Consider the following 15215-nt stretch of genomic DNA (forward strand, 5'->3'; position numbering starts at 1 on the left):
GCGCATGCAGTGGCGGTGGCGGTCGCACTGCTGACCGCGCCCCTGGTGCCCGTCACCGGAGCGAATGCGGCAGCGCCGGCGCCGTGCCCGCGTACGGCGCCGCCAGCTCCCGGTCCCACGCCGCCGGTGACGCCCTCACCGGATCCGGTGCAGCGGGCAGTCGGGGGACCCCGGCTGGCCACCTCCGGTCTGGTCGTGCCGCCGGGCGTACCGAAGCCGCCGAAGGTGGCCGCCACCTCGTGGCTGGTGGCCGACTTGGACACCGGCGAGGTGCTGGGTGGCTGTGGTCCACACGAGTACGCGACCCCGGCCAGCGTGCAGAAACTGCTGCTGGCCGCAACAATGCTGCCGAGACTCGATCCGGCCGACGTCGTCACCATCACCGCCGGTGATCTCGACATCGAACCGGGAAGTTCCGCGGTGGGACTGGTGGAAGGCGGCAGGTACCGGGTGGAGACACTCTGGCTGGGGTTACTGCTGCGTTCGGGAAACGAGGTGGCGAACGCGCTGGCCCGTCTCGGTGGCGGCGCGGACGGCATGACCGGCGGGCTGCGGGCAATGAACGAGCAGGCGCGCCTGCTCGGTGCGTACCAGACCCACGCGGCGACCCCCTCCGGGCTGGACGGTCCCGGCCAGTTCACAAGCGCGTACGACCTGGCCCTGATCACCCGGGCCTGTTTCGCCGACGCGCGCTTCCGGCGCTACGTGGCCACCCGGGAGGCGACCATCCCGGCCCAGCCGAAGCAGCGCGCCAAGGGCTTCACCATCGACAACGACAACCAGCTGCTCTACCACTATCCCGGCGCGTTGGGCGGTAAGACCGGCTTCATCGACCTGGCCCGGCACACCTACGTCGGTGCCGCCGAGCGAGGTGGGCGCCGGCTCGTGGTCACCCTGCTGGGCGCGGACGTGATCGACAAGCGGGGCTGGCAACAGGGCGCGGACCTGCTCGACTGGGGCTTCGAGTTGCCCCGGTCGGCCTCGGTCGGAGTGCTGGTGAGCCCGGGTGGGGCCACCGCCTCGGCACCGCCGGCCTCCGTACCTCCGCAGGCACTGCCCGGAGGCGCGTCCGGCGCGGAGGCAGCGCAGTCGGCCACCTTCGCCGGCCGCCTACGGACGGCCTCGCTGATCGGCCTCGCCGTCGGTATGACGCTGCTCGCCGGCGGTCTGGTCGGCCGCCGCCGCTGGCGGCACCGTACCGCCGGGACGCGCGCCGGCCGGCACTGAGGTGGCACCGCCATGCTTCCGGGGACGGGTGAGCCTGGCGGTGACGGCGGCTCTTGCGGTCGTGGGCGGCGGCTGCGGGCGGGGTGACGAACCGGCGCCGGTGCCTCCACCGCCGTCACCGTCGGTGTCGCCGGGCTTCGTCGTACTGTCCGATGTAGATCAGCGAATCCTCACCGACATCCGGTACGCCACGGCGTACAACTTCGTCGGCCGCCGCGTCGACGGCTACCAGGAGCCGTTGTGTCTGCTCACCGCCCGCGCCGCCGAGGCGCTGCGTGGCGTCCAGAACGCGGCGCTCGCCGCCGGCCGCAGCCTCAAGGTGTACGACTGTTACCGCCCACAGCGGGCCACCGAGGATTTCCTGGACTGGGCCGGTCAGCCGGGGCAGGAAAGCATGAAAGCCGAGTTCTATCCTCGGGTGGCCAAGGCGGAGCTGGTGGACCGCGGCTACCTCGGTGCACCCAGCTCGCACAGCCGGGGCAGCACCGTCGACGTCACCCTGGTCGACGTGCCGGCAGCCGAACCGGCCCGACACGAACCCGGCCAGCCGTTGGTGGCCTGCACCGCACCTCGTGCGCAGCGCTTCGCCGACAACAGCGTGGACATGGGTACCGGCTTCGACTGCTTCGATCCGCTGTCACACATCGACTCGGAGCGCGTCGACCCCACCGCTCGGGAGAACCGGCGGCAGCTACGGCGGCTGATGGCCGACGGGGGTTTCGTCAGCTACGACCAGGAGTGGTGGCACTTCCGGCTCCGCGACGAACCCTGGCCGGACACCTACTTCGACCTGCCGGTGACCCGCTCCTCGGCCGGCTGACGCAGGGACGAAGACCGTCGACCGACGCCCCAACCGGTGGTGACAGAGCGGGGTATGCCGTGGGCAGAAAGGCTCGCGGTCCGCCGGAGGTCGTGGGCATGCTGGCGAGGTGAGGACGGACTTCAGCGGTGAGGTGGCGACGTACTACGCCAGGCACCGGCGTGGTTACCCGCCCGAGGTGCTCGACGCCCTGGCCGCCGCGTACCGCCTCGGTGTCGACGACACCGTGCTCGACCTCGGCTGCGGCACCGGCCAGCTGACCCTTCCGCTCGCCGCCCGGGTGGGCTCCGTCATCGGCGTGGACCCCGAGCCGGACATGTTGGCCAAGGCCCGCGAGGCCGCCCTCAGCGCGGCGAGAGCCAACGTCACCTGGGTACTCGGCGCCGACCGGGATCTGCCCGCGCTGGGCCGACTCCTCGGTGACCGGACGGTCGGCGCGTTGACAGTCGCCGTCGCTGTCCACTTCATGGACCGTGACACGCTGTTCACCGCCGCCCGGGCGCTGCTGCGTCCCGGCGGCGGGGTCGCCGTGGTCACCAACGGCGCTCCGTTGTGGTCACAGGACACCGAGTGGTCGGCGGCACTGCGCGACTGCCTGGAACGGTTCTTCGGGCACCCCGTCAGAGCCACCTGCCAGACCGATGAGGCAGGTCGCCGGCTCAACCGGGACGCCCTCGTCCGGGCCGGCTACCGCTACGCCGAGTCGGTCGTGCAGTACGACGCACCACTCACCGTCGACGACATGGTCGGTGGTGTCTTCTCCGCTCTGTCGGCTGACCGGCTGCCCTCGGCATCCGGGCGGGCCGCGTTCACCGCCGAGGTCCGCGCCGCCCTCGGTGGGCGGAACGACGTCACCGAGCGGGTTCGTGTCTGGTTGCAGCTCGGCACCATCGACTGAGCATGATCGCGCTCGCCGGCCGGGTCAGCGGCGACGGGGGGAGAGGCCGGGACAGCTACCGGCACCACTGCTCGACCCGGCGACGTGTGGGTTGCGCTCATGTCGGCGGTGACGCAGGTCACGCTAGCGTCGCCGTACGCCGACACCACCGCCGGCGCTCACCGACCCCAGGGAGCGTCATGATCAAACCTGTCTCGCGGCTGTTCGCCGCCGCCGTCGCGGCCCTGCTGCTCATGCCGGTGGCACCCGCCCAGGCCGCCGGCACCCCGCACACCAAGACCCCCGTGTCCGGAAGCCTGTCGACGTACCGCATCTCGGGCGTGTACGTCGCCGGCGTCTCCTCCGGCGCCTACCTGGCCAACCAGCTCCAGGTGGCCTACTCGCAGCGGATCAGGGGAGCGGCGCTGTTCGCCGCCGGTCCGTACTACTGCGCCCAGAACAACGTCGCACAGGCGCTGTACGGCTGCGGCGACGACATCTATCCGACCCAGCTCAGTGCCCTCCAGGCGTACACCCGGACCTGGGCCGGATACGGCTGGGTCGACCCGGTCAGCGGGCTGTCCGGCGAACCGGTCTACGTCTTCCACGGTGGATCCGACGGCACCGTGAAGCGGTCGGTGAGCGACGATCTGGTCCGCTATCAGCAGCACTTCGGCGCCAGCGTCCAGTACGACAGCGGCTCCTCCGCCGGGCACGGCTGGGTCACGCCCTACGGCACGGTGGGCTGCACGGCCACGGCCGCGCCGTACCTCAACGACTGCGGCACCGACCCGCAGCACACCTTCCTGCGCAAGCTCTTCGGGTCGGTCCAACCGCCCAACACCGGTCCACTCGGCGGCACGCTCGTGCGGTTCAGTCAACACACCTTCGCGGTGAATGGCTGGGCCAACGGCCTGAGCATGGACGCCAACGGCTTCGCCTACGTCCCGTCCTCCTGCGCCTCGGGAGCGAGTTGCCGCCTGCTGGTGGCGTTGCACGGTTGCCTACAGGGCCACAGCCGGGTCGGTACCGCCTTCGTGGACCGGGCCAACCTCAACCAGTACGCCGACACCAACGCGACGATCGTGCTGTACCCCCAGGCCGTCGCCGCGCCCAGCAACCCGAACGGCTGCTGGGACTGGTGGGGCTACCTCGGTGCCACCAATTACCCGATCAAGGGCGGCGCCCAGGTCGAGACGGTGATGAACATGGTGCGCCGGCTGGGCGGCTGATCCCCGTCTCCGCCGCCCCGTAGGCTGTCGCCCATGATTGCCGTACGTCAGCACGCCGACGACGCACGGTGGGTGGCCTCACCGGCCCCGGTGTCCGCACCGGGGCCGGTCGCACGATGAGGGGTCGGCCCGTGCCGGCTCCGCGAGGCGGGTCGGCCCGCACCACCCGTGGTGCCATGCTTGTCGAATTCTGCGCCCGGCTCGCCGCATCCCGCACCTTCGAGATCACCATCGTCGGGTTCATCCTCGCCAACGGGGTGGTCCTCGGCCTGGAGACCTACCCTGACCTGGGTCCGGCCGGCACCGCGCTGCACGCGCTCGAGTGGGCCTTCCGGGTGGTCTTCGTCATCGAGATCACCGTCCGGATCCTGGCGTACGGTCGCCGCCCGCAGGACTTCTTCCGGCACGGCTGGAACGTCTTCGACTTCCTGGTGATCGCCGCGATCTTCATCCCCGGCCTGCACGGCGACTCGGCGCTGCTGCGGGTGGTCCGGGTGCTGCGGATCGTGCGGCTGGTGCGGTTCTCACCTGGCCTGCGGACCATCGTCTCCGCGCTGTGGCGCAGCCTGCCCGGCATCGGTGGCTTCTTCGCCCTGGCCGTGGTGACGCTCTACGTCTACGGCATGGCCGGCTGGTTGATCTTCGGCGAGGTCTATCCGGAGCAGTACGGCGACATCGGCAAGTCGCTGCTGACGTTGTTCGTGCTGCTGTCGCTGGAGACACTGCCGGATCTCATCGAGCAGGGGATGGAGTTCTCACCCTGGACGGTGCTGTACTACGGCAGCTTCGTGGTGATCACCGTCAACCTGCTGCTCAACATCCTGGTCGCGGTCTTCGTCAACTCGATGGAGGAGGCGCGCCGGCTGGAGATGACCGAGGGACTCGGCCCCGGCTACGACTCAGACGGCGACGGCGTGCCCGACGAGGTGGACCGGATCGCGATCAGCCAACGCCTCGACGACCTGCGTACGCTCATCGTCGAGCTGGAGCGGGAACTACGCATCGACCGCGACGACGGACGGCCGCGGCGCATCGGAAGGTAGTGACCGCCGTCGAGCGGTACGCGTCCGCGTTTGATCAGAATCACGACGGATGCGGATAACGGCTGTCACAGGATAGGGTCGTTACACCGGCTGATGATCTTTGGGGAGGGTGCGTGCTGGCTCTGGTGGCGGTCCATGCACTGACAGCTGTGATCGCCCCGGCGCTGGTGCGACTCTGGGGACGCAACGCCCTCTACCTGGTGGCGCTGGTCCCGGGCGCGACGCTGGTCTGGGCGCTCACGCACACCGCCGGGGTACGCGACGGCGAACCGGTGGTCGAGACGGTGGCGTGGGTGCCGCAGCTCGGTCTGGAACTCTCCCTCCGGATGGGCACGCTGTCCTGGCTGATGGTCGCCCTGGTCGGTGGGGTCGGCGCGCTGGTGCTGGCCTACAGCGCCCGCTACTTCCGAAACGACGATCCGGGTCTCGGCCGCTTCGCCGCCGTCTTCGTCGCCTTCGCCGGTGCGATGCTCGGCCTGGTGGTCTCCGACGACCTGCTGCTGCTGTACGTGTTCTGGGAACTGACCACCGTCTTCTCGTACCTGCTGATCGGTAGCGACCCGGCGAAGCGGGCCAGCCGGCGGGCCGCCATGCAGGCCCTGCTGGTGACGACGCTCGGCGGCCTGGCGATGCTCGCCGGGTTCGTCATGCTCGGCCGGCACGCCGGCAGCTACCGCTGGTCCGAGATCGCCGGGAACCTGCCCGGCGGCGGCTACCTCGCCGTCGCCGTGGTGCTGATCCTGCTCGGCGCGCTCAGCAAGTCGGCGATCTTCCCGTTCAGCTTCTGGCTGCCGGGCGCGATGGCGGCACCGACGCCGGTCAGCGCGTACCTGCACGCCGCCGCCATGGTGAAAGGCGGCGTGTTCCTGGTCGCCCTGATGGGACCGGCGCTCGCCGAGGTCACCCCGTGGCGGCCGGTGCTGCTGACCGCCGGCCTGATCACCATGTTCCTCGGCGGGTGGGCGGCGCTGCGCCAGGTCGACCTCAAGCTGCTGCTGGCCTACGGCACGGTCAGCCAGCTCGGCCTGCTGATGGTGATCCTCGGCGGCGGCACCCGCGACACCGCCTTGGCAGGTGTCGCGATGGTCCTCGCGCACGCCCTGTTCAAGGCCACCCTCTTCCTCACCGTCGGGCTCATCGACCACGCCGCTGGCAGCCGTGACCTGCGTGAACTCAGCGGATTGGGGCGGCGGGCACCGGCGCTCGCCGTGGTGGCCGGGGTGGCGGCGGCCTCAATGGCCGGTCTGCCGCCGATGGCCGGATTCGTCGCGAAGGAGGCCGCCGTCGAGGCGCTGCTGCACGGCGGCGGGGTCGACGTGGTGGTGCTGGCCGGCGTGCTCCTCGGGTCGGTGCTTACCGTCGCGTACACGCTGCGGTTCCTCTGGGGAGCCTTCGCCGCCAAGCCGGACACCCCGGACACCGAGATCGCGCCCGTGTCGTGGCCGTTCCTGGCCCCGGCGGCGGCGCTGGCCCTCGCCGGAGCCGCGGCTGGAGTGCTCGCCCCGGCGGTGGACCGGCTGCTCGCCCCGTACGCCGATCTGTATCCCAGCGCCGAGCCGGGCTACCACCTGGCGCTGTGGCACGGACTGACCCCGGCGCTGGGGCTGTCGGTACTGGCGGTGGCCGGCGGCGCCGCGCTGTTCCACCTGATGCGCCGCGAGCGGGTGCGTGCCACGCTGCGGCTGCCCTTCGACAGCGCCACCGTCTACACCCGGGTCATCGGTGCCGTCGACCGACTGGCGGTGGAACTGACCGGTGCCACCCAGCGGGGCTCGCTGCCGTTCTACCTCGGCGTCATCCTGGTGGTGCTGGTGCTGCTACCCGGCGGGGCGCTGCTGATCGGGGCGCCCTGGCCGCAGCGGTTCCACGTCTGGGACACCCCGCTACAGGCGGTCGCCGCCGCCGTGGTGATCGTGGCAGCGGTGATGGCGGCCCGTGCGTTGCGCCGGCTCACCGCGATGATCCTGGTCGGTGTCGCCGGCTACGGCACCGCGTTGCTGTTCGTCCTGCACGGCGCACCCGACCTGGCGCTCACCCAGTTCCTGGTGGAGACCGTCACCATCGTCATGTTCGTGCTGGTGCTGCGCCGCCTCCCGGTCAAGTTCTCGGAGCGTCCGATCCGGTCCAGCCGGCGCGGCCGCGTCGCGATCGGCGTCGCCGTCGGTGCGGTCACCGCATGCATGGCGTACGTCGCCACCGGCGCCCGCCAGGCCGTCCCGGTCTCCGTCGGCTTTCCCGACGAGGCCGTGTCGTACGGCGGTGGGAAGAACGTGGTGAACGTGACCCTTGTCGACATCCGGGCCTGGGACACGATGGGCGAGATCGCCGTGCTGGTGGTGGCCGCCACCGGCGTGGCCAGCCTGATCTTCCGTCGGGCGGGCGACCTGCACCGGCGTGCCGACATTCCCGGCGACGGGCGGGCGGAGTACAACCGCCCGCGCTGGCTGACCACCGGTGCCACCACCCGCGCCCAGTCGGTCATCCTCCAGGTGGTGACCCGGCTGCTGTTCCACGCCATCGTCATCTTCTCCATCTACCTGCTGTTCAGCGGCCACAACGCCCCGGGCGGCGGCTTCGCCGCCGGCCTGGTGGCCGGTCTCGCGCTGGCCGTGCGCTATCTGGCCGGCGGCCGTACGGAACTCAACGGTGCGGCGCCCGTCGACGCCGGTGTGGTGCTCGGTGCCGGCCTGTTCGTGGCCGTCGGCACCGGCGTCGGCGCGATGCTGCTCGGCGGCCAGTTCCTGCAGAGCGCGCTGCTCGACTTCCACCTGCCGGTGCTGGGGCATGTCCATTTCGTCACGTCGGTCTTCTTCGACGTCGGTGTCTATCTGATCGTCGTCGGCCTGGTGCTGGACATCCTGCGCAGCCTCGGCGCGGAAATGGACCGCCAGAGCGAGACCGAGGATGCCGAGATCCGGGAAAGGGAGCTGGTGTGAGCCCCAACCTCACCTACGTGATCGTGGTCGGCGTGCTCGTCGCCGCCGGGGTGACGCTGCTGCTGGAACGCAGCCTCACCCGGGTGCTGATGGGTGTCATCCTGCTCGGCAACGGCGCCAATCTGCTGCTGCTGACCGGTGGGCGGGCCGGAGGGCCGCCGATCGTCGGCACCACCGATCCGGAACAGATGAGTGACCCGCTGCCCCAGGCGATGATCCTCACCGCCATCGTGATCACCCTCGGTATGACGGCGTTCCTGCTCGCGCTGGCGTACCGCAGCTGGCACCTCAACGGGCACGACGAGGTACAGGACGATGTCGAGGACCGCCGGATCATGGATCTCGCGATCCGCGACGAGGGACCGGGCACCGCCGACATCGAGGGCGGCACCGGCGACGGTGACGACGACGAGTCGGCCGACGCGCGACCGGTCGCCAACGTGGTGGAAGCAGGGCGGGCCGGATGACGTACCTCGTTCCGCTGCCGGTGGTGATGCCGCTGCTCGGCGCGGCACTGACCCTGCTGCTGCTCGGCCGTCCGCACGCCCAGCGGTGGGTCAGCCTCACCGTGCTCACCGCCACCGTGGCGGTGGCGGTGACGCTGCTGGTCCAGTCCAGCCTGCACGGCCCGCTGGTGCTGGAGGTCGGCGGCTGGGTCGCCCCGCTCGGGATCGTGCTGGTCGCCGACCAGTTGGCGGCGCTGATGCTCGTGGTCTCGGCCGCGGTGACGCTCTGCGTGCTCGTCTACTCCATCGGGCAGGGTATGGCCGACGGTCACGAGGAGACCCCGCTGTCGGTCTACCACCCGACCTACCTGGTGCTGACCGCAGGCGTCTGCAACGCGTTCCTCTCCGGCGACCTGTTCAACCTCTACGTCGGCTTCGAGATCCTGCTGGTCGCCAGCTACGTCCTGCTGACCCTGGGCAGCACCGAGAACCGGATCCGCGCCGGCACCACCTACGTGGTGGTGAGCCTGCTCTCCTCGGTGATCTTCCTGATCGCGATCGGCCTGGTCTACGCCTCGACCGGCACGCTCAACCTCGCCCAACTCGTCGACCGGCTGGACACCCTGCCGGACGACCTGCGCCTGGTGTTGCAGGGCATGCTGCTGCTGGCCTTCGGCATCAAGGCGGCGGTCTTCCCGCTGTCGGCCTGGCTACCCGACAGCTACCCGACGGCTCCGGCCCCGGTCACCGCGGTCTTCGCCGGCCTGCTCACAAAGGTCGGCGTGTACGCGATCATCCGTACCGAGACGTTGCTGTTCCCCGGTGGACGCACGGCCACACTGCTGCTGGTGACGGCGGTGCTGACCATGGTGGTCGGGATCCTCGGCGCGGTCGCCCAGTCGGACATCAAGCGGTTGCTGTCGTTCACGCTGATCAGCCATATCGGCTACATGCTCTTCGGGGTGGGGCTCACCTCGTCGCTCGGACTGTCCGCGGCGATCTTCTACGTGGTGCACCACATCACCATCCAGACCACCCTCTTCCTCGCCGCCGGCCTGGTCGAACGCCGGGGTGGCAGCACCGCGCTGGACCGCCTCGGTGGCCTGGCCCGACTGTCTCCGCTGCTCGCCGTGCTGTTCTTCGTTCCCGCGCTGAACCTCGCCGGCATCCCGCCGTTCTCCGGATTCCTGGGCAAACTCGGCCTGATCCAGGCGGGCGTCGACGACGGCGGTGTGCTGGCCTGGATCCTGGTCGCCGGCGGACTGCTCACCAGCCTGCTCACCCTCTACGCTATCGCCCGGGTGTGGAACCTGGCCTTCTGGCGGACGCCGCACGCGGACATGCCGGCCGGCGACGACGCCGAACAGGCGGCCCGCACCGAGGGCGCGGTGGAGCCGGACCGGGGTGGCGGCGGACAGTCAGGAGCTGTGCTGCCCAAGCTGATGATCGCGCCGACGCTCGCGCTCGTGGTCCTCGGCCTGGCGTTGACAGTGGTCGCCGGCCCGTTGTTCGACCTCAGCACGGACGCCGCCGACGACCTGCTACGCCGGACGCCCTACGTCGATGCCGTCTTCCCGGGAGGTGCGCCGTGAGGCCCGACCCGATGACCTCGGCGGAGCCGACCGAGCCGCTACGGCCGCCGCTGACCCGCGCGGCCCGGCGCCGTAACCGGGTCATCGCGGTGACCGCGCTGGTCGCCGTCTGGGTGCTGCTCTGGGGCACCCTCTCCTGGGCCAACGTGATAAGTGGTCTGGTGGTCGCCGCCGTCCTGCTGGCGGTCTTCCCGCTGCCGCCGGTGACCTTCGCCGGCCGGATCCATCCGCTGCCGATGCTGCGCTTCTGGCTGCGGTTCCTGCGTGACCTGGTGGTGGCCTCCGCACAGGTCGCCTGGCTGGCGCTGCGGGTCGGCCACACCCCGCAGAGCGCGATCATCGCGGTGCGGCTGCGGGTCAACACCGATCTCAATCTCACGCTGAACGCCGAGGCGTTGTCCCTCGTGCCGGGCAGCCTGATCCTGGAGGCCGACCGCCGGACCGGCACGCTCTACATCCACGTGCTCAACGTGGCCAGCCGGGACGAGGTCGAACGGTTCCGTCAGGGCGTGCTGGAGCTGGAGACCCGCATCGTCGAGGCCATCGGTTCCCCCGACGAGCTGCGCCGGGTCCGCGACAACGCCCAACCGCCGCCGCCCGACATGGAAGGGGCATCCGCATGACCGCGGTCGCCGTGACCGTCACCGTGCTGCTCGCCGTGGCCGGTGGGCTCACTCTCACCAGGATCATCCGCGGTCCGTCGATCCTCGACCGGGCCGTGGCCACCGACGTGCTGCTGGCCGTCATCGTCGCCGCGATCGCCACCGAGGCCGCGTACAGCCGGGACGCGACCGCGCTGCCGGTGCTCGTCGTCCTCGCCGTGCTCGGATTCGTCGGCTCGGTGAGCGTCGCGCGCTTCGCCGCCCGACGCCACGACGAGTCCACGTCAAGCACGTCGGACGGGAGCCAGACGTGAGCCTTGAAGTGGTCTTCGACGTCGTCGCCTCGGTCTTCCTGATCGCCGGGGCGTTGCTCAGCCTTGCCGCCGGAGTGGCCCTGGTGCGCTTCCCCGACCTGCTCACCCGGATGCACGCCGCGGCCAAGCCGCAGGTGCTCGGGCTGCTGCTGGTGCTGGTCGGGTGCGCGCTGCGGCTGCGTACCGGAGTGGACATCACCACGCTGGTGCTCGTCGGTGCGTTCTCCCTGGCCACGGCCCCGGTGGCGGCGCACATGGTCGGCCGGGCCGGGTACCCGACCGAGGACATCCGCACCGACCTGCTGGTCACCGACGAACTCGCCGCCCACCTGGACCGTATCGCCGATGAGCGGGAGAACTCGGCGCGGGCCTGACCAGGCCCTCGACCGCCGCCCCGGCCCGGCGGCGTCGGCGGCCCGCTCAATATCCATTGCGGGTGCGGCCGGTCCTCCATAACCTTTCCGGCATCAGGTCGATCACGACGGAGCCGGGAAGGAGCATGCCGTGCGAGAACTGAACCGCAGCCAGGTCGGTCGGCACCTCTGGTGTCCCACCGTCGCGCCCGCCGGCAGACCGGCCCTCCTTATGGCCGGCGGGTCGACCCGGCGATCGGCACACCGCCGCTAACCGGCTCGACCCGCCGACGATCCCGAGGCCGCCCCACCCAGGGCCGCCTCCCGCATCTCTCTCCACCCCGCTGCTCACCCGCGGTCACCGATCATGCAGTCGTGCACCCCGTCAAAGGGAGCAGAAGCTGCGTATCACCGACCATGCTGCGTGATCGGCGGGCTTCGCCTCAGCACTCAGGAGAACATCACCATGGGCTTCAGCCTGCTCGCGGGGACGCGGGCGCCGGTACGGGTGTGGACCGACCCGTACGGCATCGAGCCGCAGGCCGCGCGGCAACTGCGCAACATCGGCGCGCTGCCGTGGGTGCAGGGTGTCGCGGTCATGCCGGACGTGCACTTCGGCAAGGGCGCCACCGTCGGTTCGGTGATCGCGATGCGGCAGGCGGTCTCGCCGGCCGCCGTCGGAGTCGACATCGGCTGCGGCATGTCGGCGGTGCGTACCTCGCTGACCGCCGCCGACCTGCCCGACGACCTCGCCGGGCTGCGCCGGGCGGTCGAGGACGCCATCCCGGTCGGCTTCGCCCAGCGTGACGAGCCGGTGGACCCGCGCCGGGTACGAGGGCTGGAACAGCGTGGCTGGGGTGACTTCTGGCGGCGCTTCGCCGACCTCGACCGGCGGGTGGCGCAGCTGGAGACGCGGGCCCGGCGGCAGCTGGGCACCCTCGGTGGCGGTAACCACTTCATCGAGGTCTGCCTTGAGCAGGGTGGCGCCGACACCGGTCGGGTCTGGCTGATGCTGCACTCCGGGTCCCGCAACATCGGCAAGGAACTGGCCGAGCGACACATGGCGGTGGCCCGCAAGCTGCCGCACAACGCCGACCTGCCTGACCGGGACCTGGCGGTCTTCCTCACCGGTACGCCGGAGATGGACGCCTACCGCCGGGACCTGTGGTGGGCGCAGGAGTACGCACGGCGCAACCGCGCCGTCATGCTCGCCGTCCTGATGAACCTGGTGCGGGAACGGTTCCCGCAGGTCAGCTACGACGATCCGATCAGCTGCCACCACAACTACGTGGCGGAGGAGACCTACGAGGGGGTGGACGTGTTGGTGACGCGTAAGGGTGCGATCCGTGCCGGCCTCGGCGACCTGGGCATCATCCCCGGTTCGATGGGCACCGGCTCGTACATCGTCCGTGGCTCGGGCAACGACTGGAGCTACTGCTCGGCCTCGCACGGTGCGGGCCGGCGGATGTCCCGGGCCCAGGCGAAGCGGACGTACAGCACTGCGGACCTGGCGGCGCAGACGTCGGGTGTGGAGTGCCGCAAGGACGCCGGGGTGGTGGACGAGATCCCCGGCGCGTACAAGGACATCAACGAGGTGATGGCGCAGCAGGATGACCTGGTCGAGGTGGTCGCCCACCTCAAGCAGGTGATCTGCGTGAAGGGTTGAGGTGCGGTCGGCGCCCGTCGGGGGGCGGGCGCCGGTCGTACCCCGGCGGAGGTTCGAGGAAAACCGTTTGACAGCGAACATATTCTGATCCTCCGTACTTTCGGCGGACCGTGAGTCGCGAGGGGGCCCTGCCCTCTCGACACTCAGGAGCCGCAATGCGCCGGGCGCCCGCCGTCACCTTCCTCCTCGGCACCGTCTTCCTGGACATGCTCGGGCTCGGCCTGATCGTGCCGATCATGCCGGCCCTGATGACATCGGTCACCGAGGACGCTGCCGCCGCTGTGTTCTGGTCCGGCCTGCTCGGCTCGGTCTACGGCCTGTTGCAGTTCGTCGTCTCGCCACTGCTCGGGCGGCTGTCCGACCGGTACGGCCGGCGTCCGGTCCTGCTCGCGTCGTTGACCTGCCTCGGCGTCGACTGGCTGGCCCACGCGGCGTCGCCCAGCCCATGGACCCTGCTGGTGTTCCACGCCGCCGCCGGTGCGTGCGCGGGAACGTACACGGTCGTCAACGCCTACATCGCCGACGTCACCGAACCCGGTGCGCGGGCGCACGCGTACGGGTTGATCGGTGCCGCGTTCGGGCTCGGCTTCGTCGCCGGTCCGATCCTCGGGGGCCTGCTCGGCGCGGTCGACGTACGCCTGCCGTTCGCCGCCGCCGCCGTGCTCTGCTTCGCCAACGTCGCGTACGGCTGGTTCGTCCTGCCGGAATCCCGACCCGGCGACCCGAACACCCCGTTGACCCTACGGCTGGCGAATCCGGTCGGCGCCATCGCCGCCGTCCTGCGCCGACCGGTGCTCGGTCGCCTCGCCTGCGCCCGATTCTGCGCCGACGTCGCCCGGATGACGCACCAGTCGACCTGGACGTTCTTCCTCACCCACAAGTTCGCCTTCAGCACCACCCAGATCGGCGTCGTGCTGGCCGCCTCCGCGCTCGCCGGCGCGGTCTACCAGGCCCGGGCCGTCGGGCCGGTGGTGCGGCGTCTCGGTGACAAGCGCGCCGCGGTGGCCGGTAGCCTCCTCGGTCTCGCCTCGCTGGCCGCGACGGCGTTCGTGTCCGTGCCGTGGCTGCTCTATGTCCTGATGGCGGTCGGCGTGCTCGGCTCGCTCGCCGGTGCCGCCGCGCAGTCCTGGATCTCCCGCACCGTCCCGGCCGACGAGCAGGGCACCGTCCAGGGTGCGCTGACCGGCATCGGTGCCGTCGCGGAAACCGTCGTACCGGTCACGGCCGGGGTGGCCTTCGGCTGGTCGCTGACGTACGCGTCACCGGGATCGGTCTATCTTGGCGCGGCCGTCTTCGCGGCCGGGGCGGCGCTGCTGCTGGCCGCGACGCCCGACGTCAGGGCCTAGGGGTGCGCGACACCCCGATAGACCGCCATGGCCACACCCAACCCCAGGAAGTGGCTGCTGAGCAGGAGCACCGTCCCAAGGACGAGCCCGGTGACCCGGGCGTACGGCTTGAGTGGCGGGGTCGAGGCGACGGCTGTCATCGCGGCCCTGACCGGGCCCCAGCAGTACGGCCACGCGGTTCCGACGAGCGTGAGGGTCGCGAGCGTGATCGTGTTGCTCAGGTTGCTCTCGAAATCCAGGAAGGTCGTCGCCGGAGCGTCCGGGTCGCCCGCTGGCTGTCCGTCCATCATCGTTGCCATCCGCAGGCCCAGCAGCGTACCGAGAATCGCGCCGATGGCAGCCCGGTTCCCGATTGCCGTGATGAATCGTTTCGTCGGCTCGGACTTCCGCGCCACGATCAGGCAATAGGCGGCCAGATTCAGGGTCGAGAATGACAGGAATGCCACAACCGCCAGGCCCGCGGCGACCACGTAGCGGGCCGGGGCGTCCACGGTCGTGGGGTCAGCGACGTATCGAGGTGCCAACCAGCCGGCCAGGATGAGCCCGGCGAGCAGGAGCATCGCCAGCGCCGGGCCGGGTTGCGCGGCCCGTTCCATCACCGAGTTGTACCGCGACCGGTGCTCGCCGGAGTCGTCGCGAGCGGCCGGGCGCTCAGGCGGCTGCGGCCGACGGGCACCGTCCCGAGTAACCGGAATGCGTGGCTGTTCCGTTCGACTCCGCCGCCGCGCGCGTTGCCTGCCCATCCGGCCTCATTTCGATGC

At 70.8% G+C, this 15215-nt stretch carries 14 protein-coding genes; 13 read left to right on the forward strand and 1 reads right to left on the reverse strand.

Annotated elements, in window-relative coordinates:
* The first annotated feature begins 27 nt into the window (after nucleotides 1-27).
* The 13 genes from AB0I71_RS04815 to AB0I71_RS04875 all read left to right on the forward strand — a co-directional run bounded on the left by AB0I71_RS04815 (nucleotide 28) and on the right by AB0I71_RS04875 (nucleotide 14454).
* Nucleotides 28-1227 (forward strand): D-alanyl-D-alanine carboxypeptidase, encoded by a 1200-nt coding sequence (locus tag AB0I71_RS04815; RefSeq protein WP_357582014.1) that lies wholly within the window; start codon nucleotides 28-30, stop codon nucleotides 1225-1227.
* Nucleotides 1228-1267: 40 nt separating this feature from the next.
* Nucleotides 1268-2047 carry a M15 family metallopeptidase gene (locus AB0I71_RS04820; protein WP_357581905.1) on the forward strand — a complete coding sequence of 260 codons (780 nt, stop codon included), beginning with the start codon at nucleotides 1268-1270 and terminating at the stop codon, nucleotides 2045-2047.
* A gap of 109 nt (nucleotides 2048-2156) precedes the next feature.
* Nucleotides 2157-2945 (forward strand): class I SAM-dependent methyltransferase, encoded by a 789-nt coding sequence (locus tag AB0I71_RS04825; RefSeq protein ID WP_357581906.1) that lies wholly within the window; start codon nucleotides 2157-2159, stop codon nucleotides 2943-2945.
* 179 nt (nucleotides 2946-3124) lie between these two features.
* A complete protein-coding gene (locus AB0I71_RS04830; RefSeq protein ID WP_357581907.1) occupies nucleotides 3125-4156 on the forward strand; it encodes a PHB depolymerase family esterase in 1032 nt (343 codons plus the stop codon).
* 131 nt (nucleotides 4157-4287) lie between these two features.
* Nucleotides 4288-5199: an ion transporter gene (locus tag AB0I71_RS04835; RefSeq protein WP_357581908.1), complete on the forward strand. Its 912-nt coding sequence runs from the start codon at nucleotides 4288-4290 to the stop codon at nucleotides 5197-5199.
* 113 nt (nucleotides 5200-5312) lie between these two features.
* Nucleotides 5313-8135 carry a Na+/H+ antiporter subunit A gene (locus tag AB0I71_RS04840; protein ID WP_357581909.1) on the forward strand — a complete coding sequence of 941 codons (2823 nt, stop codon included), beginning with the start codon at nucleotides 5313-5315 and terminating at the stop codon, nucleotides 8133-8135.
* Nucleotides 8132-8602, forward strand: coding sequence for a Na(+)/H(+) antiporter subunit C (locus tag AB0I71_RS04845; protein ID WP_357581910.1), 471 nt, complete (start codon nucleotides 8132-8134; stop codon nucleotides 8600-8602). The genes AB0I71_RS04840 and AB0I71_RS04845 overlap by 4 nt, the downstream gene beginning before the upstream one ends.
* Nucleotides 8599-10173 (forward strand): Na+/H+ antiporter subunit D, encoded by a 1575-nt coding sequence (locus AB0I71_RS04850; RefSeq protein ID WP_357581911.1) that lies wholly within the window; start codon nucleotides 8599-8601, stop codon nucleotides 10171-10173. The genes AB0I71_RS04845 and AB0I71_RS04850 overlap by 4 nt, the downstream gene beginning before the upstream one ends.
* Entirely contained in the window at nucleotides 10170-10796 is a 627-nt protein-coding gene (locus AB0I71_RS04855; RefSeq protein ID WP_357581912.1) for a Na+/H+ antiporter subunit E, read from the forward strand. Before AB0I71_RS04850 ends, AB0I71_RS04855 begins: the two co-directional genes overlap by 4 nt.
* Nucleotides 10793-11089 carry a monovalent cation/H+ antiporter complex subunit F gene (locus tag AB0I71_RS04860; protein ID WP_357581913.1) on the forward strand — a complete coding sequence of 99 codons (297 nt, stop codon included), beginning with the start codon at nucleotides 10793-10795 and terminating at the stop codon, nucleotides 11087-11089. The genes AB0I71_RS04855 and AB0I71_RS04860 overlap by 4 nt, the downstream gene beginning before the upstream one ends.
* The gene (gene mnhG, locus AB0I71_RS04865; RefSeq protein ID WP_357581914.1) at nucleotides 11086-11463 is read left to right on the forward strand and encodes a monovalent cation/H(+) antiporter subunit G; all 378 of its coding nucleotides are present in this window, start codon (nucleotides 11086-11088) and stop codon (nucleotides 11461-11463) included. Before AB0I71_RS04860 ends, mnhG begins: the two co-directional genes overlap by 4 nt.
* A 445-nt stretch (nucleotides 11464-11908) precedes the next feature.
* Nucleotides 11909-13108, forward strand: a complete 1200-nt coding sequence (locus AB0I71_RS04870; protein WP_357582015.1) for an RtcB family protein — start codon at nucleotides 11909-11911, stop codon at nucleotides 13106-13108.
* A 110-nt stretch (nucleotides 13109-13218) separates the two neighbouring features.
* On the forward strand, nucleotides 13219-14454 hold the full coding sequence (locus tag AB0I71_RS04875; protein WP_357581915.1) for an MFS transporter: 1236 nt from the start codon (nucleotides 13219-13221) through the stop codon (nucleotides 14452-14454).
* Here AB0I71_RS04875 and AB0I71_RS04880 read toward each other — a convergent pair.
* The gene (locus AB0I71_RS04880; protein WP_357581916.1) at nucleotides 14451-15050 is read right to left on the reverse strand and encodes a hypothetical protein; all 600 of its coding nucleotides are present in this window, start codon (nucleotides 15048-15050) and stop codon (nucleotides 14451-14453) included. The two genes, AB0I71_RS04875 and AB0I71_RS04880, sit on opposite strands and share 4 nt — an antisense overlap.
* Nucleotides 15051-15215: the final 165 nt, after the last annotated feature.

Source organism: Micromonospora sp. NPDC049891 (assembly GCF_040660295.1).
Taxonomy (GTDB): domain Bacteria; phylum Actinomycetota; class Actinomycetes; order Mycobacteriales; family Micromonosporaceae; genus Micromonospora.

Excerpts from the sequence above, each read along its gene's own strand:
- AB0I71_RS04830 (WP_357581907.1), top strand. The coding sequence starts at position 3,125 with ATGATCAAACCTGTCTCGCGGCTGTTCGCCGCCGCCGTCGCGGCCCTG.
- AB0I71_RS04850 (WP_357581911.1), top strand. The coding sequence starts at position 8,599 with ATGACGTACCTCGTTCCGCTGCCGGTGGTGATGCCGCTGCTCGGCGCG.
- AB0I71_RS04860 (WP_357581913.1), top strand. The coding sequence starts at position 10,793 with ATGACCGCGGTCGCCGTGACCGTCACCGTGCTGCTCGCCGTGGCCGGT.
- AB0I71_RS04870 (WP_357582015.1), top strand. The coding sequence starts at position 11,909 with ATGGGCTTCAGCCTGCTCGCGGGGACGCGGGCGCCGGTACGGGTGTGG.
- AB0I71_RS04880 (WP_357581916.1), bottom strand. The coding sequence starts at position 15,050 with ATGGAACGGGCCGCGCAACCCGGCCCGGCGCTGGCGATGCTCCTGCTC.